Origin of the sequence: Achromobacter sp. PD1, assembly GCF_048541815.1 — a bacterium.
GTDB lineage: Bacteria > Pseudomonadota > Gammaproteobacteria > Burkholderiales > Burkholderiaceae_B > Achromobacter > Achromobacter bronchisepticus_A.
In genome coordinates this window covers 1,950,476-1,971,915 of sequence record NZ_CP183349.1, presented here as the reverse complement: position 1 = coordinate 1,971,915, position 21,440 = coordinate 1,950,476, and the positions used below count along the sequence as shown (strand labels likewise).

General features: G+C 68.4%; 17 protein-coding genes and 1 pseudogene. 11 read left to right on the top strand and 7 right to left on the bottom strand.

Annotated elements, in window-relative coordinates; all coding sequences use genetic code 11:
• Positions 1–59: 59 nt before the first annotated feature.
• The 3 genes from ACM1PE_RS09375 to ACM1PE_RS09365 form a co-directional block, all read right to left on the bottom strand.
• Entirely contained in the window at positions 60–398 is a 339-nt protein-coding gene (locus tag ACM1PE_RS09375; protein ID WP_013393295.1) for a P-II family nitrogen regulator, read from the bottom strand.
• Positions 399–524: 126 nt separating this feature from the next.
• Positions 525–2,582, bottom strand: coding sequence for an NAD(+) synthase (locus tag ACM1PE_RS09370; protein WP_419343073.1), 2,058 nt, complete (start codon positions 2,580–2,582; stop codon positions 525–527).
• 90 nt (positions 2,583–2,672) lie between these two features.
• Positions 2,673–4,022 carry a mechanosensitive ion channel family protein gene (locus tag ACM1PE_RS09365; protein WP_118934652.1) on the bottom strand — a complete coding sequence of 450 codons (1,350 nt, stop codon included), beginning with the start codon at positions 4,020–4,022 and terminating at the stop codon, positions 2,673–2,675.
• Between the two features lie 137 nt (positions 4,023–4,159).
• Between ACM1PE_RS09365 and argH the strand changes: the two genes are divergently transcribed.
• On the top strand, positions 4,160–5,578 hold the full coding sequence (gene argH / locus ACM1PE_RS09360) for an argininosuccinate lyase (RefSeq protein WP_419343071.1): 1,419 nt from the start codon (positions 4,160–4,162) through the stop codon (positions 5,576–5,578).
• Between the two features lie 98 nt (positions 5,579–5,676).
• Here argH and ACM1PE_RS09355 read toward each other — a convergent pair whose 3' ends face one another.
• Positions 5,677–6,585 (bottom strand): LysR family transcriptional regulator, encoded by a 909-nt coding sequence (locus ACM1PE_RS09355; RefSeq protein ID WP_419343070.1) that lies wholly within the window; start codon positions 6,583–6,585, stop codon positions 5,677–5,679.
• Between the two features lie 108 nt (positions 6,586–6,693).
• Between ACM1PE_RS09355 and ACM1PE_RS09350 the strand changes: the two are divergent.
• Positions 6,694–7,911, top strand: a pseudogene (locus ACM1PE_RS09350) (MFS transporter); the annotation flags it as partial.
• A gap of 60 nt (positions 7,912–7,971) precedes the next feature.
• On the opposite strand, the gene ACM1PE_RS09345 reads toward ACM1PE_RS09350, so the two are convergent.
• Entirely contained in the window at positions 7,972–8,289 is a 318-nt protein-coding gene (locus ACM1PE_RS09345; RefSeq protein ID WP_419343825.1) for a response regulator transcription factor, read from the bottom strand.
• Positions 8,290–8,929: 640 nt separating this feature from the next.
• On the opposite strand from ACM1PE_RS09345, the gene ACM1PE_RS09340 reads away from it, so the two are divergent.
• The 8 genes from ACM1PE_RS09340 to ACM1PE_RS09305 are packed head-to-tail and all read left to right on the top strand — an operon-like array spanning position 8,930 to position 17,174.
• Complete coding sequence (locus ACM1PE_RS09340; protein WP_419343068.1) at positions 8,930–10,630, top strand: FAD-dependent oxidoreductase; 1,701 nt, start codon at positions 8,930–8,932, stop codon at positions 10,628–10,630.
• Positions 10,605–10,811, top strand: coding sequence for a hypothetical protein (locus ACM1PE_RS09335; RefSeq protein WP_054456585.1), 207 nt, complete (start codon positions 10,605–10,607; stop codon positions 10,809–10,811). Before ACM1PE_RS09340 ends, ACM1PE_RS09335 begins: the two co-directional genes overlap by 26 nt.
• Before the next feature lie 17 nt (positions 10,812–10,828).
• A complete protein-coding gene (locus ACM1PE_RS09330) occupies positions 10,829–11,410 on the top strand; it encodes a VOC family protein (protein WP_419343066.1) in 582 nt (193 codons plus the stop codon).
• A 32-nt stretch (positions 11,411–11,442) separates the two neighbouring features.
• Positions 11,443–12,402, top strand: a complete 960-nt coding sequence (locus tag ACM1PE_RS09325; RefSeq protein WP_419343064.1) for an MBL fold metallo-hydrolase — start codon at positions 11,443–11,445, stop codon at positions 12,400–12,402.
• A 57-nt stretch (positions 12,403–12,459) separates the two neighbouring features.
• Positions 12,460–13,494: a fumarylacetoacetate hydrolase family protein gene (locus ACM1PE_RS09320; RefSeq protein WP_419343063.1), complete on the top strand. Its 1,035-nt coding sequence runs from the start codon at positions 12,460–12,462 to the stop codon at positions 13,492–13,494.
• 12 nt (positions 13,495–13,506) lie between these two features.
• Positions 13,507–14,175 carry a maleylacetoacetate isomerase gene (maiA, locus tag ACM1PE_RS09315; protein WP_419343061.1) on the top strand — a complete coding sequence of 223 codons (669 nt, stop codon included), beginning with the start codon at positions 13,507–13,509 and terminating at the stop codon, positions 14,173–14,175.
• Between the two features lie 54 nt (positions 14,176–14,229).
• Positions 14,230–15,582, top strand: coding sequence for an MFS transporter (locus tag ACM1PE_RS09310; protein WP_187524041.1), 1,353 nt, complete (start codon positions 14,230–14,232; stop codon positions 15,580–15,582).
• Between the two features lie 38 nt (positions 15,583–15,620).
• The gene (locus tag ACM1PE_RS09305) at positions 15,621–17,174 is read left to right on the top strand and encodes a fumarate hydratase (RefSeq protein WP_419343060.1); all 1,554 of its coding nucleotides are present in this window, start codon (positions 15,621–15,623) and stop codon (positions 17,172–17,174) included.
• 62 nt (positions 17,175–17,236) lie between these two features.
• Here the strand turns inward: ACM1PE_RS09305 and ACM1PE_RS09300 are convergent, their stop codons facing one another.
• On the bottom strand, positions 17,237–18,055 hold the full coding sequence (locus ACM1PE_RS09300) for a tRNA U-34 5-methylaminomethyl-2-thiouridine biosynthesis protein (RefSeq protein WP_118934640.1): 819 nt from the start codon (positions 18,053–18,055) through the stop codon (positions 17,237–17,239).
• A gap of 19 nt (positions 18,056–18,074) precedes the next feature.
• Complete coding sequence (gene cnbCb / locus ACM1PE_RS09295) at positions 18,075–19,001, bottom strand: 2-aminophenol 1,6-dioxygenase subunit beta (RefSeq protein ID WP_059374299.1); 927 nt, start codon at positions 18,999–19,001, stop codon at positions 18,075–18,077.
• A 432-nt stretch (positions 19,002–19,433) separates the two neighbouring features.
• Between cnbCb and ACM1PE_RS09290 the strand changes: the two genes are divergently transcribed.
• Entirely contained in the window at positions 19,434–21,437 is a 2,004-nt protein-coding gene (locus tag ACM1PE_RS09290) for a PEP/pyruvate-binding domain-containing protein (protein WP_419343059.1), read from the top strand.
• Positions 21,438–21,440: the final 3 nt, after the last annotated feature.

Here is a 21,440-nt window from a genome sequence, read left to right as displayed (position 1 = left end):
CATCCTGCCGCGGTCTCGCGGCCGCCGGCGGATCCGGCCAGCCGCAAGCCCCGTGGAACTTATAGCGCCTCTTCGTCGCTCTCGCCCGTGCGGATGCGGATGGCCTGTTCGACCGGAGTGACAAAGATCTTGCCGTCGCCGATCTTGCCGGTGCGGGCAGCCTTGACCACGGCCTCGATGGCGGCTTCGACCTGGCTGTCGGGCAGCACCACTTCGACGCGGATCTTGGGCAGGAAGTCCACCACGTACTCGGCGCCGCGGTAGAGCTCGGTATGGCCTTTCTGGCGGCCGAAACCCTTGACTTCGGTAACGGTCAGGCCGCTGACGCCGACTTCGGCCAGCGCTTCGCGGACTTCGTCGAGCTTGAAGGGTTTGATGATGGCGGTGACTTGTTTCACGTTGGTCGTCCTGGGTTTTGATCTGTTGCGGCGCCCTGGCTAGATATGGCTGCAGGGCGCATCGGATAAGAGAATACCACCCGCGGGGACCCGGACGCCGGGTCCCCCTTGGGCGGGAAATCCCGGTCAGGCCTCGTCGGGAATGCGTTCGGCGTCGCGCATCCACACCGCCGACTCGGAGTCGCTGGGCGCGCGCCAGTCGCCGCGCGGCGACAGCGAACCGCCGGAGCCGACCTTGGGCGCGTTGGGCACGCAGGTGCGCTTGAACTGGCTGAGGCGGAAGAAACGGTCCAGGAAAATCTTAAGGTTGCGCTTGATGGCCGCCAGATCGTACTGGTTGCGGGCCACGTGGCCGCCCTCGGGCCAGGCGCCGGCCTCGCGGTCGCGCCAGGCCGCCAGCGCCAGGAAAGCCACCTTGGTCGGCGCAAAGCCGTAGCGCAGCGTGTAGTACAGGTTGAAGTCCTGCAGTTCGTAGGGGCCGATGGAGTCTTCGCTCTTCTGCACCGGCTTGTCGTCGGCTCCGCCCGGCACCAGTTCGGGACTGACGTCGGTGCCCAGCACGTCCAGCAGCACCTGCGCCCCCTCCTCGCCCAGGCGGCCGGATTCGGCGACCCAGCGCACCAGGTGGGTGATGAGCGTCTTGGGTACGCTGGCGTTGACGCTGTAGTGCGACATGTGGTCGCCCACGCCGTAGGTGCACCAGCCCAGGGCCAGCTCGCTCAGGTCGCCTGTGCCGATGACGATGGCGTTGTTGAAATTCGCGATGCGGAACAGGTGGTTGGTGCGTTCGCCGGCCTGCACGTTCTCGAAGGTGATGTCATAGACCGGCTTGCCGTCGGCATAAGGATGGCCCAGATCCTTGAGCATCTGCAGGCAGCTCGGCCGGATGTCGATCTCGGAAGCCGTGCACCCCACCACCTCCATCAGCTTGCGCGCCTGCTGCAGCGTGCGCGAGCTGGTGGCAAAGCCCGGCATGGTGACGGCCAGGATGTTGGCGCGCGGCAGGTCCAGCGCGTCCATGGCCTTGGCGCAGACCAGCAGCGCATGGGTGGAATCCAGCCCGCCGGAAATGCCGATGACGACCTTGGACATGCGGCTGGCCGACAGGCGCTGGACCAGGGCCTGCACCTGGATGCTGTAGACCTCCTTGCAGCGGGCATCGCGGCGCTGCGGGTCGGCCGGCACATAGGGAAAGCGCGCCACGCGCCGCTCCAGCGGCAGCTCGGCGTCTTCCAGCGGCGGATTCACGGGCACCGCCACACTGCGGAACTTGCGGACTTCGTCCTGATGGCGGCGCACGGACTGGCCGAAGGTGGTCTGGCGCATGCGTTCGCGCGACAGGCGTTCGAGGTCCACGTCCGCGAACAGCAGATGGGAATGGCCGAGGAAACGTTCGGATTCGCCCAGCAGTTCGCCGTTTTCGTAGATCAGCGCCTGGCCGTCCCAGGCCATGTCGGTGGAGGACTCGCCCCGCCCGGCGGAGGTGTACATGTAGGCCGACAGGCAGCGCGCCGACTGCTGCGCCACCAGTTGGTGGCGGTATTCGGACTTGCCGACCACGATATTGGAGGCCGACAGGTTCACCAACACGGTGGCGCCCGCCAGCGCGGCGTAGGAAGACGGCGGGATCGGCACCCAGACGTCTTCGCAGATTTCGACGTGGAACTGGAACAGCGGCAGCTTTTCCATCTGGAAGACCAGCTCGGAGCCGAACGGCACGGTCTGCCCCAGCAGGCTGATCTCGGACACGGCTGCGCAATCCCCGGCGCTGAACTGGCGCGCTTCGTAGAATTCGCCGTAGTTGGGCAGGTAGCTCTTGGGCACCACGCCCAGCACGCGGCCGCCGGCGGCGACCACGGCGCAATTGAACAGCTGGTGGGCCACGCGCAGCGGCGCGCCGACCACGACGGCGATGTCCATTTCCGCGGTTGCCGCCACCACCTGGGCCAGCGCGGCCTCGCATTCGTCCAGCAAGGCCTTCTGGTGGAACAGGTCGTCGCAGGTATAGGCGGACAGGCCCAGTTCGGGAAACGCCGCCAGCACCGCGCCGCCCTGGGCGGCCTGCTGCGCCAGCGCGATGGTCTGGGCGGCATTGAACGCGGGGTCCGCGACCTTGCATTCGGGCACGCCGACGGCCACCCGGGCAAAGCCGTGGGAATACAGGTTGAAGAACGGGTTCGACATCGGGTCTATCGCCTGGGATTTCAACGCCTGGATTATCTCACGGGGCCACCCGCCGGCCCCGCCCCGGCGCCTTGCCGCGCCCGCTGTCCGCTAGCGCGGCATCTTCTCGTCGGTCAGTCCGCGTTCCGACGGCGCGGCCAGGCCCGGACGGCCGCCTTCACCGGCCAGCGCAGCCTGCAAGGCGCCTTCGCGCAGATGGACGCCCATCGCGCCGATGTCGGCGCCGGACGGCTGCTGGTACAGGCGCAGGCCCAGTTCGGGCAGGATGGCCAGCAGATGGTCGAAGATGTCGCCCTGGATGCGCTCGTACTCGACCCAGGCGGTGACGGCGGTAAAGCAATAGACCTCGACCGGGATGCCCTCGGAGGTGGGCTCCATCATGCGCACCATCATCGCCATGTCCTGGCGGACCTCGGGATTCTGCTTCAGGTAGGCCAGCGCATAGGCGCGCAAGGTGCCGATATTGGTCAGGCGGCGGCGGTTGGCCGGCACGCTGGCCAGTTCGCCCATGGTCTGGTTGGCCTGGGCGATATCGTGGGTCTTGGCCTGCAGGTAGTCGTGCAAGAGGCGAAAACGCATCAGCCGCTGCGCCTCGTCGTCGGTCAGGAAGCGCACGCTGGCCGAGTCGATGCGGACGGTGCGCTTGATGCGCCGTCCGCCCGATTCGAACATGTGGCGGTAGTTGCGGTAGCTCTCCGAGAACAGCTTATAGGTGGGCACCGTGGTGACGGTGTTGTCCCAGTTCTGCACCTTGACCGTGTGCAGCGCGATGTCCTTGACGAAGCCGTCGGCGTTGGACTGCGGCATTTCGATCCAGTCGCCGATGCGCAGCATGTCGTTGCTGGTCAGCTGGGTGCTGGCCACCAGCGACAGCAGCGTGTCCTTGAACACCAGCAGCAGCACGGCGGACAGCGCGCCCAGGCCGGAGATCATCCAGAGCGGCGAGCGGTCGATCAGGATGGAAAGCACCAAAACGGTGCATACCGCCATCAGGATCAGCTTGCCGATCTGGATATAGCCCTTGATGGAGCGGGTCTGCGCCCGGGTGGTGGCGGAATAGGTATCCTGCCAGGCGCTCAGCACCCCGGAAAACGCCATGAACACGCAGATCCAGGCGCCGGCATGCGCCAGCCGCCCGACGATGGTCACCGCCCGCTCGACATGCGGCACCAGGTCTATACCCAGCGACACCACCGCGAACGGCACCGCATACCAGAGGTTCTGGTAGGCGCGGCGGCGTTGCAGGGCCTTATCCCAGTCGCCGCGGCCGCTCAGCACCAGCACGCGGTGCGCCAGCAGCAGCACGACCCGCGCCACCACCCACTGCACGAACAACGCGGCCAGGATCAGCGCGCCGATCCCGATCAAGGTCTGCGCCCAGGCTTCGCGCGGCAGATGGGTATCCAATTGGGTGACCAGTTCTTCCCATTCCAGGGGCATAGACTCTCTTCCTGCTCTAAGGTCTTGAAACTAATCCAGGATTATCCGACAAAGGCCGGGCCGGAGGGTTCGCCGCCCGCGGGACCCGCGCCCGGCGCCGCCGGCCTGCCGCGCCAGGCCCTATAATTCCGACCATCATGGCAAACACTCCCTCCCCCGATCAAAACCAGTTCGCCAACAAGGCGCAGGCCTGGTCCGCCCGGTTCTCGGAACCGGTTTCCGAACTCGTCAAGCGCTATACGGCGTCCGTGGATTTCGACAAGCGCCTGGCGCGCTACGACATTCAAGGTTCGCTCGCGCACGCGGACATGCTGGCCGCCCAGGGCATCATCGGCGCCCAGGACCTGGCCGACATCCAGCGCGGCATGACGCAGATCCTGTCTGAAATCGACGCCGGCAGCTTCCAATGGCTGCTCGACCTCGAAGACGTGCACCTGAACATCGAAAAGCGCCTGGTGGAACTGGTGGGCGACGCGGGCAAGCGCCTGCACACCGGCCGTTCGCGCAACGACCAGGTCGCCACCGACATCCGCCTGTGGCTGCGCGCCGAAATCGACAACCTGCTGGACCTGCTGCGCCAGCTGCGCCACGCCCTGGCCACGGTGGCGCTGGACAACGCCGGCACCATCATGCCCGGCTTCACGCACCTGCAGGTCGCCCAGCCCGTCACCTTTGGCCATCATCTGATGGCCTATGCCGAAATGTTCGGCCGCGACGCCGAGCGCCTGGCCGACTGCCGCCGCCGCGTGAACCGCCTGCCGCTGGGCGCCGCCGCCCTGGCCGGCACGTCCTACCCGATCGACCGCGAGCGCGTCGCCAAGACCCTGGGCTTTGACGGCGTGTGCCGCAATTCGCTGGACGCCGTGTCCGACCGCGACTTCGCCATCGAATTCTGCGCCGCCGGCGCGCTGATCATGACGCACGTCTCGCGCCTGTCCGAAGAGCTGGTGCTCTGGATGAGCCCGCGCGTGGGCTTCATCGACCTGGCCGACCGCTTCTGCACCGGCAGTTCGATCATGCCGCAGAAAAAGAACCCCGACGTGCCCGAGCTGGCCCGCGGCAAGACGGGCCGCGTCAACGGCCACCTGGTCGCCCTGCTGACCCTGATGAAGGGCCAGCCCCTGGCCTACAACAAGGACAACCAGGAAGACAAGGAAGGCCTGTTCGACACCGTCGACACCGTGCGCGACACGCTGACGATCTTTGCGGACATGGCCGGCGGCATCAAGGTCAAGGCCGACAACATGCGCGCAGCCGCCTTGCAAGGCTTTGCCACCGCCACCGACCTGGCCGACTACCTGGTCAAGCGCGGCGTGCCGTTCCGCGACGCCCACGAAGTCGTGGCCCACGCCGTGCGCGACTGCGAACAGCGCGGCTGCGACCTGGCCGACCTGTCGCTGGACGAACTCAAGGCGTACCACGCCAGCATCGGCGACGACGTGCACCAGGTCCTGACCCTGGAAGGCTCGGTCGCGGCCCGCAAGCACGTGGGCGGCACCGCCCCGGAGCGCGTGGCCGAGGAAGCCAAGCGCGTGCTGCAGGATACGGCGGAGTAAGCCTGGTTTTCCGATGCAGGACTATCGGCCCCGATTGATCGGGGCCGATTTTCATTTGAGCGCCAGACCGCCTGTGCATACGGTCCATTGGCCGCCCGCTACACGATACTGAGCGACTCCCCCAGCATTTCCACCACCGCATTCACCTTGGGCAACAACTGCTTGCCCAGCGGCCACGCCAGGTGCAACGGCAGGCCTTCGGTGGCCAATTGCGGCAGCACTTCGACCACCCGCCCATCGCGCAAGGCGTCGGCCGCCAGCCAGGTCGCCAGTTGCGCGATGCCGAAGCCGGCGGCGACGGCGTCGACCTGGGCTTCGGCGCTGTCCAGCAACATCACGCCGTCGATCGGCCGCAGGCTGGCGGGTCCGGCGTCCTGCGCGATGCGCCACACCGGGGGCTCCCCGTCCGCGCGGCCGTAGGCCACCGCGTCATGCTGCGCCAGGTCGTCGGCGGTGAGCGGCGGGCCGCGTTGCGCCAGGTATTGCGGCGAAGCGCAGAAAATCACGCGTTCCGAGCCCAGGTAACGATGGCCCAGGCCGGGCGCCCACTGCTGCGGCCCGCCGATGCGCACGGCCACGTCTATGCCTTCGGCGGCCAGATCCACATGACGGTCCGTGAACGACACTTGCGCCCGCAACAACGGATGGCGCTTGGCGAACTGCAACAGCAGCGGCAGCGCGACCCTGCGGCCGAAGGTCGCGGGCAGGTCCAGGCGCAGGCGGCCGGCCGGTTCCTGGCGCTGCGCCGCCAGCACCGCTTCGGCGTCCTGCAATTCGGCCAGTACGCGCACGCAGGTGCGGTAGTAGGCGCTGCCCGCATCCGTCAGCGCCAGGCGGCGGGTGCTGCGTTCGAACAGGCGGGTGCGCAGGCGGGCTTCCAGCCGCGCGACGCTCTTGCCCACCGCCGACGCGGTGAGGTGGAGCCGGTCAGCGGCGGCGGTGAAGCTGCCCGCGTCCGCGGTGGTGACGAAAGCTTCGATGCCTTTCAGGCGTTCGGACGGGATCATGGCGGCGATTATTAAGGAATTAGATTCCTTAATTTATGGAATAAATACCTGAGATAAGAAATTCTATCTCCAATATCGTTCAAGACCGTCTTGCTCTTGAACCCATCCATGCTCGAAACCTCCCTGGCATCGCCATCTGTCCCCGCCCGCTCCGCCACGCTTTCCATCGCCATCCTCGCCGTCGCGGCCTTCGTCATCGTTTCCACGGAGTTCCTGATCGTGGGACTGCTGCCCGAACTGGCCCGCGACCTGTCCATCTCCGTATCCGCCGCGGGCCAGCTTGTAACCCTGTTCGCATTCACCGTGATGCTGTCGGGGCCCTTGCTGACGGCGGCGCTATCGCACGTGGAGCGCAAGCGCCTGTTCGTCGCGATCCTGCTGGTCTTCGCCGCCGCCAATGCGCTGGCCGCTGCCGCGCCCAACATCTGGGTGCTGGCAGTGGCGCGCTTCATACCCGCGCTGGCCCTGCCGGTGTTCTGGGGCACGGCCAGCGAAGCCGCGGCGCAACTGGCCGGCCCCCGCCGTGCCGGACAGGCGGTGGCGCGCGTCTACCTGGGCATTTCCGCCGCGCTGCTGTTCGGCATTCCGCTAGGCACCCTGGCGGCCGCATCCATAGGCTGGCGCGGCAGTTTCTGGGGACTGGCAGCGCTGTCCCTGGCGCTGGCCGCCTTGATGTGGGCCTGCATGCCGGCCTTGCCGCGCCCGCCGCGCGCGGGCCTGCGCGAGCAGGCGCGGATACTGCGCGACCCTCGCATGCTGGCCCACATCGCCCTGTCCGTCGCGGTGTTCACCGCGATGTTCACTGCCTACACCTATCTCGCCGATGCGCTGGAACGTATCGCCGGCGTGCCGCCGGCGCAGGTGGGTTGGTGGCTGATGGGGTTTGGCGCGGCGGGCCTGGCGGGCAACTGGCTGGGCGGACTGGCGGCCGACCGCAATCCGCTGGCCGCGACCCTGGCATTCACCCTGCTGCTGGGCCTGGGCATGATGGCCGCCATGCCGCTGGCGTCGACGCCAGCCGGGCTGCTGCCGGCGCTGGCTGCCTGGAGCATCGCCAACACGGCCCTGTATCCGGTGTGCCAGGTGCGCGTGATGCAGGTCGCGCCGCAAGCCCAGGCCATGGCGGGGACGCTGAACGTGTCGGCAGCCAATGCCGGCATTGGCGCCGGCGCCATGCTGGGCGGATGGGCGATCGCGCAATGGGGGCTGGGCAGCGTGGGCTATATCGCCGGGGCCGTGGCGCTGCTGGCGGCCCTGGCGGTTCCTGCCGTCGCCCGTCTGCGGCCATCCGCAAGGTCTGATCCCGAATCGCGCGAGCGGCCACCGGGCGCCCGGAGGCTGGAAACCCGGCAGCAGCGGCTGCAACCCCGAACGCAGGCGCGTTGCTCAGCGCCTGCCCGCCTCCGGCATACAGGCCGGCACGGCGCATGCGGCCGGCGCCTTGATCAGGAACTCCTTCAGGCTGGCCACGTTGTTCTTCTTGAAGATGCGGTTCTTGTAGGTGACCACGGTGGTGGGCGACAGGCCCAGCTCGCGCCCCACTTCCTTCGCGGTATGGCCCTGGCGCAGCAGGTCCGCCACCTGGATCTCGCGCAGCGACAGTCCGCTGCACCAGGACGGCACGCGCGGCGCGTCCGCTTGCACGCGGCACAACTGGTGATGGCGCCGCGCCAGCGCGATCAGCAAGGGCGCGCGCCCGCGCATCAGCTCGGCCACGTTCGGCGAATGGGCGTGCGAGAAATACAGGTTCAGGTAGCTGATGCCCTCGTCGCGGCAGCCGATGAGCGAGATCTTGCTGGCGAAGCCCGGGCGCTCGAACAGCAGGCGGCGGTACTCGTCATCCGCGATGCGTTCGGGCGACGCGGTCTGGACGACCAGGTCGGGATGATGGCCGGGCCGGCAGGCCATGTCGCGCAGCAGGCCGTAGTTGGGGTCGCGCCGGTAGAACTCGTTGTCCACGAATACGTTGGTGGTCCATTCGATCAGGGACTGGTTCAGCAGGCTGGCCGCGGACGAATACTGCACCGAGCCTTCCTGGCCGTAGAACACGTGCGACACGTGGTCGGCGGCCACGGTTTCGCGCAGTGCCAGCAGCAGCGCGGCATGGAACATCGGACCGCCCAGGTCCATGACGGCGGACTCGGCCCAACGGTCCGGCCCCCCGCCCGCGGGCATAGGGTTGTTTGTCTCTTCCATGGTGTCGTTTTCCCCCGCTTGCGCGTGTTTTCCCGATTCTAAGGTCATCCCCCGCCGCCGCGATGTCCTCTTCCGTGAGGACATGACGGGCCCGCGCGGCGCTCCTAGAGTGGGGCCTGCAACAAACCACATCGAACTAGGGAAAACGATGAAAGAGCTTCCCATCTATCCATACGTCAGGCCCGAGGAAATGGACCGCCCGCGCCGCGATCCGCATCCGGTGGCGGTCGTGGGGGCCGGATTGACCGGGCTGACGCTGGCGCTGGACCTGGTGCGGCGGGGCATCCCCGTAGTCGTGCTGGACGACGACAACACCGTCGGCGTGCGCGGCCTGGCCTCGCGCGGCATGGTCTGGGCGCAGCGCACGCTGGACATCTTCGACCGGCTCGGCATGGCCGGCGACGTGGTCGGCAAGGGCGTGCGCTGGAACGTGGGCCGCGTGCTGTGCCGCGACATGGCGGTGGCGTCCTTCACGCTGCAGGACCAGCCCGACATGCGCCACAACGGCTTCGTCAACCTGCAGCAGTACTACCTGGAAGCCTTCCTGGTGGACGCGCTGATGCGCGAGCCGCTGGCCGAGCTGCGCTGGCTGAACCGCGTCGCCGGCATCGAACCGCAAGCGGACGGCCCGGCGACGCTGCAGGTGGAGACGCCCGATGGCGCCTACCCGTGCCGCGCGCAATGGGTCGTCGCCTGCGACGGCGCCAAGAGCGCGGTGCGCGGCATGCTGGGCCTCAGCCCGCGGGTGTACGACCAGACCGAGGACCGCTGGATCATCATCGACATCGTGCTGCGCGACACCACCTGGCCGGAGGAACGCTGGACCTGGCTGGACGCGCGCAGCAACCATGGCCGCGCGGTCTGGCGCCACAAGATGGCCGACGACACCTGGCGGCTGGATTTCCAGCTGCGCGCGGACGAAGACCCGGCCGAGGCGGCCACCGACGCGGCCATGCGTCAGCGCGTCTGGGACCTGCTGGGCGAACGCGTGGAATTCGACATCGCCTGGCACGGCGTCTGGGCCTACCGCCATGAATGCCTGGACAGCCTGCGCCACGGCCGCGTGCTGTTCGCGGGCGACTCGGCCCACCTGGTCGCGCCGTTCGGCGCGCGCGGCGGCAACGGCGGCATCCAGGACGCCGACAACCTGGGCTGGAAGCTGGCCCTGCTGCTGCAAGGCCGCGCGGGCGACTCACTGCTGGACACCTACAGCGTGGAGCGCAAGCACGCGGCGATGGAGAACATCCGCCAGGCGCGCCGCTCCTCGCGCTTCGTCTACCCGGGCGCGGCCCGCTCGGCCGCGCTGTGGCGCGACGCCATCATCGACCTGGCGCCGCGCCACGCCACCGCCGCCCGCATGATCAACACCGGCCGCCTGTGCATGCCGGCCGTCTATCCGGCGTCGGCATTGGCGCGCGGCGCGCACGCCCTGGCCGGGCGCGCGCTGCCCAACGTGGTGCTGCGGCAAAGCGACGGCCTGACCCTGCATGGGCTGCTCGGCCCCTGGTTCACCGTGCTGGTGTTCGGCGATGCCCTGCCCGCCGGCGCGGAGGACGGCGACGGCCTGCTGCGCTGGATCGCCGTCGGCCCGCTTTGCGATGAGCGCGGACGCGCCGCCCTGGCGCACCAGCTCGGCCAGACGCTGGACGGCCAGGCCTGGCTGCTGCGCCCCGACCAGCATGTCATGGCCGCCGCCACGCCCGAGACGCGCGATCCCGAGGCCGTGCAGGCCTGGATCAGCGCGGCGCTGGATGCCCCCGGCGCCTGTACCGAACCCCTATCCGAGGCCCGCGGCCTCTACCGCTCAACCGGAGGCGCCAGCCATGCCGCTATCCCAGCAACAGCTTGACGACCTGCTCGAGCGCCTCATTGCGCTGACCAACGTGCCCGACCCCGCGGCCCAGCGCGACAGCCTGGCCCGGCTGTCGCTGCTGCTCATCGAAGCCGTGGACGACGCGGCCCGGGTGCAGGCGGCGGTCGACGAGATGCTGGCGAGCCAACCCGGTTCGCCCGCCTTGAACATTCCATGAACCACGGAGACGGCGCCATGACGCTGCAACCCCCCCCCGCCTGCCCCGCCATCCAGGGCCTGCATCACTTCGCCTGGCGCTGCCGCGACGCGGAGGAAACCCGGCATTTCTACGAAGACATCCTCGGCCTGCCGCTGGTGCACGTGGTCAAGGAAGAACGCGTGCCCTCCACCGGCGAACACTGCCCCTTCGTGCACCTGTTCTTCGAATTCGCCGACGGCTCGCACATCGCCTTCTTCGACCTGGGCGACAACGGACAGAGCCAGCCCGATCCCGCCACGCCGCGCTGGGTCAACCACTTCGCCATGGAAATCGGCGGCGAAGCCGAGCTGGAACGGATGCGCCAGCGGCTGCTGTCCCACGGCGTCGACGTGGTGGGGCCGACCGACCACCACTTCATCCGCTCGATCTATTTCTTCGACCCCAACGGCATCCGGCTCGAACTGACCCTGCGCCTACCCGTGGACGACTACGTGGCTCGCAAGCGCCGCAGCGCCCATGACGACCTGGCTGCCTGGACCCGCGACAAGGCCGCCGGGCTGATGCCCGGCGCCACCGGCACCAGCAGCCAGCAGCGCGGCCAGGCCCACGCCAGCTGAAACGCCCACTTTCCATTCATCAAAGGAACACCATGAGCAAACCCTTCGCCTCCCAGGCCGACCTGGCGGAAAAGAAGATCTCCTTCGAGCGCCTGTCCGACAACGCCTACGCCTACGTGGCCGACGGCGACCCCAACTCGGGCGTGATCATCGGCGACGACAGCGTGATGGTGGTCGACGCGACCGCCACCCCGGCCATGGCGCAGGCGCTGATCCGCGCCATCCGCGGCGTCACCGACAAGCCCATCCGCCACGTGGCGCTGACGCACTACCACGCCGTGCGCGTACTGGGCGCGTCCGCCTTCGTGGCCGAGGGCGCGGCCAACGTGTACGCCAGCCGCGGCACGCATGAGCTCATCGTCGAACGCGGCCAGGCCGACATGGATTCGGAGATCGGCCGCTTCCCGCGGCTGTTCCAGTCCGCCGAGACCATCCCCGGGCTGACCTGGCCCACCGTGGTGTTCGAGCGCGAGCTGACCGTTTTCCTGGGCAGCCTCGAAGTGCGCATGCTGCACCTGGGCGCCGGCCACACCCGGGGCGACTCCATCGTCTGGATTCCGTCGCAGGGCATCTGTTTCTCCGGCGACCTGGTGGAATTCAACGCGGGCGTGTACACGGGCGATGCCTACCTGTCGGACTGGCCCGCCACGCTGGACGCGTTGCAAGCGCTGCAACCGCGCCAGATGGTGCCGGGCCGCGGTCCCGCCCTGACCACGCCCGCCGCCTGCCGCGAGGCCATCGGCTACACGCGCAGCTGGGTCGAAACGCTGTACGGCTGCGCCCGCCAGGGCGTGGAGCAAGGCAAGAGCCTGAAGCAGGTCTATGAAGACACGCGCCGCGTGATGGACCCCGAGTTCGGTCATGTCGTCATCTACGAACACGCCATTCCCTTCGACGTTTCGCGCGCTTATGACGAGGCCAGCGGTATCGCCGATCCGCGCGTCTGGACCGCCCAGCGCGACCGCGACATGTGGGCGGAACTCACCGCCTGATCCCCGCACGACGAGGCCCCGCCGCGGGCCTGCCTTTCCGATACGGAGCACCTGAAGATGAAACTCGCCACCCTGACCAACGGCGCCCGCGACGGCGCCCTGGCCGTCGTCGACCGCAACCTGACCCGCATGCGCACCGTGCCGCACATCGCCGCCACCTTGCAGCAGGCGCTGGACGACTGGGCCCGCGCCGCGCCGCTGCTGCAGGCCGAATACGAAGCGCTGAACGCCAGCGAGGGCGCCAGCCAGCCCTTCGACCCTGCCCGCTGCGCCGCGCCCCTGCCGCGCGCCTACCAATGGCTGGACGCGTCGGCCTACCTGAACCACGTGGAGCTGACGCGCCGCGCCCGCGGCGGCGAGATGCCGCCTTCGTTCCTGACCGATCCGCTGATGTACCAGGGCGCCTCGGATGACTTCATGGGCCCCTGCGAAGACATCACCGCCGCCAGCGAGGAACTGGGCGTGGACCTGGAGGCGGAGATCGTGGTCGTGACCGACGACGTGCCGCTGGGCGTGGACCCGGACGCGGCGCTCGAACACGTCGTGCTGCTGGGCCTGGTCAACGACGTGACCCTGCGCAACGTGGTGCTGCCCGAGCTGTCCAAGGGCTTCGGCTTCCTGCAGGGCAAGCCCGCATCGGCGCTGTCGCCCGTGCTGGTCACGCCCGACGAGCTCGCGCCCTACTGGCGCGGCGGCAAGCTGCACCGCGCCATGCAGGTGTGGCTAAACGGCCGGCAGATCGGCCAGCCCCAGGCGGGCGAGGAAATGCAATTCCATTTCGGCGAACTGATCGCGCACGCGGCCCGCACGCGCCGCCTGGGCGCCGGCACCCTGGTGGGCAGCGGCACCATTTCGAATGCCAGCGACGCCGCCGGAGTGTGCTGCCTGGTCGAGGCGCGCGTGCGGGAAAAGCTGCGCGACGGCGAAATGCGCACGCCCTTCCTCAAGCACGGCGACCGGGTGCGCATCGGCATGCACGACGACGCGGGCGCAAGCCTGTTCGGCGACATCGACCAGCAGGTGCGCATTCCCGGCACGCGCCCAATGCCTGGCGCCGTATCGGCCGGTACGCCCGAAACTGCCGCCGCCTGACCGGAGACCGCCATGGCCGATACGCCTGCCCTCACCCTGCACAGCTACTGGCGCAGTTCCGCGGCCTACCGGGTCCGCATCGCCCTGGCCTTGAAGGGCCTGCCTTACCGGCAGGTCACCTGGCACATGGTCAAGGGCGAACACCAGCAGCCCGCCTACCGATCGCTGGCGCCCTTCGGCCTGGTGCCCATGCTGGAAATCGACGGCCTGCGCCTGCAGCAGTCGCTGGCCATCATCGAGTACCTGGACGAGCGCCATCCCGGCGCGCCGCTGCTGCCGGCCGATCCGGCGCTGCGCGCGCAAGCCCGCGCACTGGCGCAATTGATCGCCTGCGAAATGCATCCGCTCAACAACCTGCGTGCGCTCAAGCGCCTGCGCGCCCAGTTCGGCGCGGATGACGAACAGATCCAGGACTGGTACCGCCACTGGTGCGCCGAAGGCTTCCAGGCCTTCGAGGCGGCGCTGCCCGCGGCGCAGGACGGCCGCTACGCGCTGGGCGCCGCGCCCACGCTGGTCGAGTGCTACCTGATCCCGCAGGTCTACAACGCCTTGCGCTACGGCGCGGACCTGACGCCCTTCGAGCGGATCCGCGCCATCGTCCAGGCCTGCGCCGGGCTGCCCGCGTTCGAAGCGGCCCGTCCGGAAAACCAACCCGACGCGCCGCAGAGCGCGGCGGCCTAGGCAACACCCCCGAATAAGAAGCTGAACCGCCGCATTCCCCCCACGGAGACAATCATGCAGACAGAAATTCCCGCTGACGGCGCCGCCGTCGCAGCCCCCGGCCGTTCCGCGTCCGGCCCGCTGGTCAGCGCCGACGACCGCAAGGTGCTGGCCGCCACGCTGGTCGGCTCGGCCATCGAGTGGTACGACTATTTCATCTACGTCCAGGCGGCCGGCCTGGTGCTGGGCTCGCTGTTCTTCGCGCCTTTCGCCAAGGAGAACCCGGAACTGTCGCTGATCCTGTCGTTCGCGACAGTGGGCGTGGCCTTCCTGTTCCGGCCGCTGGGCGCCATCGTCTGCGGCCATCTGGGCGACCGCTACGGCCGCAAGCGGGTGCTGGCGGCCACGCTGATCCTGATGGGCGTGTCCACCGCGCTGATCGGCGTGCTGCCCACCTATGCGCAGATCGGCATCTGGGCGCCGGTGATGCTGGTGACGCTGCGCGTGCTGCAAGGCTTCTCCGCCGGCGGCGAATGGGGCGGCGCGGCCCTCATGGCGGTCGAGCACGCGCCCCGCGACCGGCGTTCGCTGTTCGGCGCCTTTCCGCAGATCGGCGTGCCGCTGGGCATGATCGTCGCCACCGGCGTGCTGTGGTGCATTACCTCCCTGGTCGGCCCCGACAATTTCATGGCCTGGGGCTGGCGCGTGTCCTTCCTGCTGTCCATCGCGCTCATCGTCGTCGGCGTCTTCATCCGCCGCGCGGTCGAGGAATCCCCCGTGTTCCTGGAGATGCAGTCGCGCCGCAGCCATTCCTCTGCGCCGCTGGGCACGCTGTTGCGCAAGCATCCGCGCCAGATCCTGCTGACCACGCTGATCTTCGTGGGCAACAGCACGGCCGGCTACCTGCTGGTCGGCTTCTTCATCAGCTACGGCAGCCGGGCGCTGCGCATGCCGCCGCAGCAGGTGCTGATGATCTGCACGCTGGCCGCGGCCTGCTGGCTGGGCACCACGCTGCTGGGCGGCTGGCTCGGCGACCGCATCGGCCGCGTGCGCACCTTCCAGCTCGGCTACGTGCTGCTGGCGCTGTGGGCGGTGCCGATGTGGTCCTTCGTCGACTCCGGCGACGTCATGCAGTTCGCCTTCGCCCTGGCCGTGCTGTCGGTGCCGCTGGGCCTGACCTATGGTCCGCAGGCCGCGCTGTACGCCGAGATGTTCCCGGCCGACGTGCGCTACTCGGGCGTGTCGGCGGGCTACGCGCTGGGCTCCATCCTGGGCGGCGCCTTCGCCGCGATGATCGCGCAGTCCATCATCACCGCCACCGGACAGTCCTGGCATGTGGGTGTCTACGTCATCGCCATGGCCTTGGTGTCCTTCGTGGCCGTGAGCCTGGTCAAGGACCGGCCCGGCGTCACGCTGCACGCCGACTGAACTTGATCCTCTGCTGAAGCCACCTACCCACGCATGCCATGAGCACCTTCATCCGCCAGGACGACCTGATCGAATCCATCGCCAGCGCGCTGCAGTACATCAGCCACTACCATCCGGCCGATTACATCGCGCACCTGGCCCGCGCCTACGAATGTGAGGCCAGCGCGCCGGCGCGCGACGCCATGGCGCAGATCCTGGCCAGCTCGCGCATGGCCGCCATCGGCCGCCGGCCGATCTGCCAGGACACCGGCATCGTCAACGTCTTCCTGGAAGTCGGCATGGACGTGCGCTGGGAGGGCTTTACCGCCAGCCTGGAAGACGCCGTCAACGCCGGCGTGCGGCGCGCCTACCTGGACCCGGACAATCCGTTGCGGGCCTCGGTGGTGGCCGACCCGCTGTTCGGCCGCGGCAACACCCGCGACAACACGCCCGCCGTCATCAGCACGCGCATCGTGCCGGGCGCCAGCGTGGCCGTCACGGTCGCGGCCAAGGGCGGCGGCTCGGAAAACAAGGCGCGGCTGGCCATGCTGAACCCGGCCGACAGCATCGTCGACTGGGTGCTGGCGCAGATACCCGCCATGGGCGCCGGCTGGTGTCCGCCCGGCATGCTGGGCATAGGCGTGGGCGGCACGGCCGAAAAGGCGGTGCTGCTGGCCAAGGAAAGCCTGATGCAGCCGCTGGACATGCATGAACTGCAGGCGCGGGCTCGGCGCGGCGACGCGCTGGCGCCCGAGGACGCGCTGCGGCTGGAACTGCACGAACGCATCAACGCGCTGGGCGTGGGCGCGCAGGGCCTGGGCGGCCTCACGACCGTGCTGGACGTGAAGATCAAGACCTACCCCACGCACGCCGCCGCCAAGCCCGTCGCGCTGATCCCCAATTGCGCGGCCACGCGCCATGCCCGCTTCGTGCTGGACGGTTCCGGCCCCGCGCACCTGGCCCCGCCGTCGCTGGACCTGTGGCCCGACCTGGGAGCCGCGCGCGGATCCAGCGCCGGCCGGCGCGTGAACCTGGACACGCTTACCCGCGAGGAAGTCGCATCCTGGCGCGCGGGCGAAACCCTGTTGCTCAACGGCCGCATGCTGACCGGACGCGATGCCGCGCACCAGCGCATCCGTGAAATGCTGGCGCGCGGCGAACCATTGCCGGCCGACTTCCGCGGCCGCGCCATCTACTACGTAGGGCCGGTGGACGCCGTGCGCGACGAAGCCGTCGGACCCGCCGGCCCCACCACGTCGACGCGCATGGACGGCTACACCGGCATGATGCTGGAGCGCACGGGACTGCTGGCGATGATAGGCAAGGCGGAGCGCGGTCCGCAGGCGGTCGAGGCGATCCGGCGCCACCGGGCGGCCTACCTGATCGCCGTGGGCGGCGCCGCCTATCTCGTGTCCCGCGCCATCCGCAGCGCACGCGTGGTCGCCTTCGAGGACCTGGGCATGGAAGCGATCCATGAGTTCGAAGTCCAGGACATGCCCGTGACCGTGGCGGTGGACGCCGAAGGCGGCAACCTGCATGTGTCGGGGCCGGCGCAGTGGCGCCGGACGGCGGGGGCCAGGGAAATACCGGTGGCGTTGACGGGGACTGCCTGACGACGAAGGTCGATGCCGTCCTGGTAGGGGCAGCCTGGATCCCGCCGCGCCCCGGCGCGCCCTCAACCCACCTTGAATTCCACCACCGCCCCGCCGCTGCCATACAGCGGCGCATATTCCAGCACCTTGGCGCCGCGGAACTGCCCGCCCAACGCGCCCAGCAGCCAGGACATGTGCTTGAAGCCCATCTCCGCCTTGGCCTGCCCGGCGTACTCGGGCATGAGTTCACGCAGTTGTCCGGCATCGCCGCCTTCCAGCAACGCCAACATGCGGCGGTTCCACTCGTCGTCGGCCGGCGAGATCACACAATCCGAGTCCGGCGCCACCGGCTCGCGGAACATGGTGTTGGACAGTCCGCCTATGCCGATGACCGCTGCCCGCTTGTTCTGGAGCGCGGCCGCCTGCAGGGCGATGCGGCTGAGCTGCTCCGTCTGCGCGTGGTCGTGGTAGAGGTTGTTGGCCGCCAGCGTCACCGGTAGCTGATCGGTGCCGAAGCCCATCAACGTGCTGACCGTGATGGTGCCCGTGTCGATGGGAAAGTGGTCGTAGTCCACGCCGCGCGCATGGATGCCGGCATCGCGGCAGCCCTGCACACAGGCTTCGGCCAGAACCGTATCGCTGGCGATGTCGAAGGGCAGCTCGCCATACTCGTGCCAGTTCTCATCCACGTGCACGCCAGTGCTGCGCGCGCGGGTGATCCATAGCTGGTCCAGCACTGCCATCCACTGGGTCGAATACACCAGCACCACGTCGGGCCGGGAAGCCGCCAGCGACTTGCCGGCCGCGCGCAGCGCCTGGTTCAGCCGCCCCCAGGGCGCCACGTCGCTGCGCAATTGCGGCAGCGGGCTGCCGGGAACGAGAAATGCGGAAACGAGGGTCATGGCATGTGTCCTTCGAGGGCTAGGCGGTCGCACCGGCGGATGCTTCGAGGCGGGACAGCCCGGCCTCCTGAAGATTCCATTCCATCACCGCGTTACCGGTGCCGATCACGGTGCCGTAGCCGTGGAACTTGCCCGCCAGCTGCGGATAGCCCATGGCCGCGTGCATCCAGGTGAAGGCGCCGGATTTCACTTCAGCGAAGGCTTCGTCGATGAACTGCGGCAGCAGCTCGAACACCTCGCCCATCCTGCCCTTGCGCATCAGCTCGATCATGCGGATGTCCCACAGATAGCCGTCGTAGCGCGCTGGATGCTCCTTGGACATGTCCTCGGGCACCTCGGGCTGTTCATGAAAATGCCAGTGCGACAGCGTATTGCTGGCCAGCAGTACCGCGCGCCGCCCGCTCTTGCGTATGGCTTCGCGCGTGGCCCGGCCCAGCAGGTCCATTTCCTTGAGCCCCTCTTTGGTGTTGAGGTAGTACGGCGTGTTGTTCGCCGACAGCCCCACCACCGGAATGTCCCATTGCGGCCGCACCATGTGCAGCGTGGTGATGGTGCCGTAGTCCACCCTGAACTTCGGGTTGCGCATCATCTTGGTGACCAGGCCCAGCTTGCGGCCTTCCTCGCAGCAGGCTTCGGCCAGTTCTACGTCCACGTCCATGCCGAAGTCGTAGCGGAACAGGTCGGGAAAGATCGGGTCCACCGAGCGGCCCGCCAGGCGCGGCACGCCCAGGAAATGGTGGCCCACCTGCGTGATCCAGTGCGGCGAATGCACCAGCAGCACATCGGGCCGCAGGCGTTCGATGCTCTCGCGCACATGATCGTAGGCCCAGCGCAAGGTTTCCCAGCCGCCGCGCGAGCGCGGCTCGTTCTGCGGCGGGTTCTCGCCGTACACCAGGTGCGGCGGATGGGGAGCCAGGAATCCGGAAAGAATTTCGCCGTCCTTCATTGCTTACTCCTTTGCGAGAGCAGTGGGAACCCGATGTCGACCGATGCTGCGAGGCCCATTATTTTGTACGTATACGTACTGGATTCGAGTATCGAGTCACTGCAGGCCGCTGTCAACGGGCGGCACGCCCTCAGCAGCTAGGGAATTTCCCGAGCAGGCGAAAAAAAAGAGCAGCGATAGCTGCTCCTTAAAAAAGACCTTGCGGAAAAACCGTCTCCATCCTCTCGTACGGAGATGGCCGGTTTCTCGCGGCGCCGGCGGGCGCGATCAAGCCTGGGCGGAATTAGACGCCATTCCTGGCCCCAGGCACATCACTGAAATTGGGTATTTTGCGCCCCGCAGCAACGTCAACGCATAGTTGGCCACATCCAGAAACAAACGCCGGCGGCACTCCGATATCATCGCGGCTCCCTGCGCCCCGCCCGCCCGTTCATGAGTCCATCTTCCGCCCGCCGCCTTTCGTCCTGCCACCTGACCCGCCTGATCGTCCTGGCCGCGCTGGGCGCGGCGGCGGCCAGCTTTGGCCCGCCCGTCCAGTCGCAAACCGCCCGCAAGCCTTCGCCCTATGAAAACTCGCGGCCGTTGACCGCCGACGAGCGCGCGGCGCAGCAGGCGGAAGACGCCAGGAAAACCGGCCCCGCCTTCCTGGGGAAAATCCAGACCCAGGCCGAATTCCAGCAGCTTGCCCGGGTCTACAACCCCGGCACGCCGTTGGAGATCCCCCACGTGCTGTTCGTGATCGACCGGAAACAGGGCGGCAAGATCTACTACGTCAATACACCGCGCTACACGCTGCACGAGAACTTCGCGCGTGAACGTCGCCTCTTGCCCGCCAACGACAAGGCCACGCTGATCGCGCAGTACAAGGAGCCGCAGCGGCGCCTGCTGTTCGGCACGCTCAGTTGGCAGCGCGACCTGCCCGGCTACACCTATGAATTCTGGGAAGGCGACCGGCTCACCCCGGAGCTGTTGAAGCTGACCGAGGAAAAACTGCAGGCCAGCTTCTACGAACCCGTGCGCTTCAAGGCCAATTCCACGCTGCACGAACAGGTCGCGCAGAATTCTGGCCTGAAGCCCGTGACGCAGGAATCGCTGCTGCGCGAACAGACCTTCCTGCCGCTGAACACCGGCCAGGCGCAAGGCCGGCTGCGCATCGTGGCTTCGGTGGACGACACGCCGGACCTGGCGCCGACCGACATCCTGGTGCTGGACGAGGTTCCGGTGGCGCTGCCGCCCGTGGCCGGCCTGGTCACGCAGCGCCCCTCCACCCTGCTGTCCCACGTCAATCTGCTGGCAAAGGGCTGGCGCATTCCCAACGCCTATGTGCGCGATGCCGTCGCCGCACTGCGCGAGCACGACGGCCAATGGGTCGAGCTGACCGTCACCAGCAGCGGCTATCAGGTGCAACGCATCGCCAAGCCTGAAGCCCCGCCGCCCAGGGCCGCCCTGCCGCTGCCCAAGCCCGACCTGACGGTCAAGGCGATCAAGCCGCTCTCCGGCATGGTCACGCGCGACAGCCGCCATTGCGGCGTGAAGGCGGCCAACCTGGGCGCGCTGAAGTCCACGCTGCCGCCCGCGGCCACCGTGCCGGACGGCTTCTGCATCCCCTTCGCGCAGTACGCGGCCTTCATGGCGCAGCTGGGCGTGCCGCAGCGCATGGCCGCGCTGGAGCAGCGGGCGGACTTCGCCAACGATGCCAACGTGCGCCGCGCCGAACTGGCCGCGCTGCGCCAGGACATCATCCAGGCCCAACCGGATCCGGCCTTGGCCGCCGCCTGGCGCGAACGCTGGCAAAAGCAGTTGCAGGGCCGCGGCGTATTCGTGCGCAGCTCGTCCAATTCCGAGGACCTGCCGGGATTCAGCGGCGCGGGGCTCTACACCACCGTGCCCAACGTGACACAGGCCGACGCGCTGGCGCAAGCCGTGCAGACCGTGTGGGCCTCGGTCTACAACTACGAAGCGTACGAAGCCCGGCGCGCGGCCGGCATCGGCCAGGACGGCGTGGTGATGGCGGTGCTGGTGCAACAGGCGGCGGCATCGGACAGCTCGGGCGTCATGATCACCCGCGATCCCTTCGACGCCTCGCGCCGCTACGTCACCTACATCTCGGCCAAGCGCGGCCTGGGCATCAAGGTGGTGGAAGGCAAGCGGCAGGCCGAACAGCTGATGTACTCCAGCTGGTCCAAGGCGGTGCAGGTGCTGACGCGCTCCGCCGAAGACACCCAACTGGTGGCGGACGCCGCGGGCGGCGTGCGCGAAGTGCCGATCGAGGGCGCGCGCCAGGTGTTGAACGATGCCCTGGTGGCGCGCCTGGCTGCTGTGGGCAGCCAGGTCAAGCAGCGCCTGGGCGGCGCGGACCAGGATATCGAATGGGCCGTGCAGGGTGACGACATCCTGATCCTGCAGGCCCGGCCGTACATCGACGGCAGCCGTTAGGCC

What these genes read in the sequence shown, in the direction of transcription:
- ACM1PE_RS09335 (WP_054456585.1), top strand. Translation starts at nt 10,605, where the DNA reads ATGCCGCTATCCCAGCAACAGCTTGACGACCTGCTCGAGCGCCTCATT.
- ACM1PE_RS09345 (WP_419343825.1), bottom strand. Translation starts at nt 8,289, where the DNA reads ATGCGCGGGCGCGCGCCCTTGCTGATCGCGCTGGCGCGGCGCCATCAC.
- ACM1PE_RS09370 (WP_419343073.1), bottom strand. Translation starts at nt 2,582, where the DNA reads ATGTCGAACCCGTTCTTCAACCTGTATTCCCACGGCTTTGCCCGGGTG.
- maiA (WP_419343061.1), top strand. Translation starts at nt 13,507, where the DNA reads ATGGCCGATACGCCTGCCCTCACCCTGCACAGCTACTGGCGCAGTTCC.
- cnbCb (WP_059374299.1), bottom strand. Translation starts at nt 19,001, where the DNA reads ATGAAGGACGGCGAAATTCTTTCCGGATTCCTGGCTCCCCATCCGCCG.
- ACM1PE_RS09330 (WP_419343066.1), top strand. Translation starts at nt 10,829, where the DNA reads ATGACGCTGCAACCCCCCCCCGCCTGCCCCGCCATCCAGGGCCTGCAT.
- ACM1PE_RS09340 (WP_419343068.1), top strand. Translation starts at nt 8,930, where the DNA reads ATGAAAGAGCTTCCCATCTATCCATACGTCAGGCCCGAGGAAATGGAC.
- ACM1PE_RS09325 (WP_419343064.1), top strand. Translation starts at nt 11,443, where the DNA reads ATGAGCAAACCCTTCGCCTCCCAGGCCGACCTGGCGGAAAAGAAGATC.
- ACM1PE_RS09355 (WP_419343070.1), bottom strand. Translation starts at nt 6,585, where the DNA reads ATGATCCCGTCCGAACGCCTGAAAGGCATCGAAGCTTTCGTCACCACC.
- ACM1PE_RS09305 (WP_419343060.1), top strand. Translation starts at nt 15,621, where the DNA reads ATGAGCACCTTCATCCGCCAGGACGACCTGATCGAATCCATCGCCAGC.
- ACM1PE_RS09320 (WP_419343063.1), top strand. Translation starts at nt 12,460, where the DNA reads ATGAAACTCGCCACCCTGACCAACGGCGCCCGCGACGGCGCCCTGGCC.
- ACM1PE_RS09365 (WP_118934652.1), bottom strand. Translation starts at nt 4,022, where the DNA reads ATGCCCCTGGAATGGGAAGAACTGGTCACCCAATTGGATACCCATCTG.
- ACM1PE_RS09290 (WP_419343059.1), top strand. Translation starts at nt 19,434, where the DNA reads ATGAGTCCATCTTCCGCCCGCCGCCTTTCGTCCTGCCACCTGACCCGC.
- ACM1PE_RS09310 (WP_187524041.1), top strand. Translation starts at nt 14,230, where the DNA reads ATGCAGACAGAAATTCCCGCTGACGGCGCCGCCGTCGCAGCCCCCGGC.
- ACM1PE_RS09300 (WP_118934640.1), bottom strand. Translation starts at nt 18,055, where the DNA reads ATGACCCTCGTTTCCGCATTTCTCGTTCCCGGCAGCCCGCTGCCGCAA.
- argH (WP_419343071.1), top strand. Translation starts at nt 4,160, where the DNA reads ATGGCAAACACTCCCTCCCCCGATCAAAACCAGTTCGCCAACAAGGCG.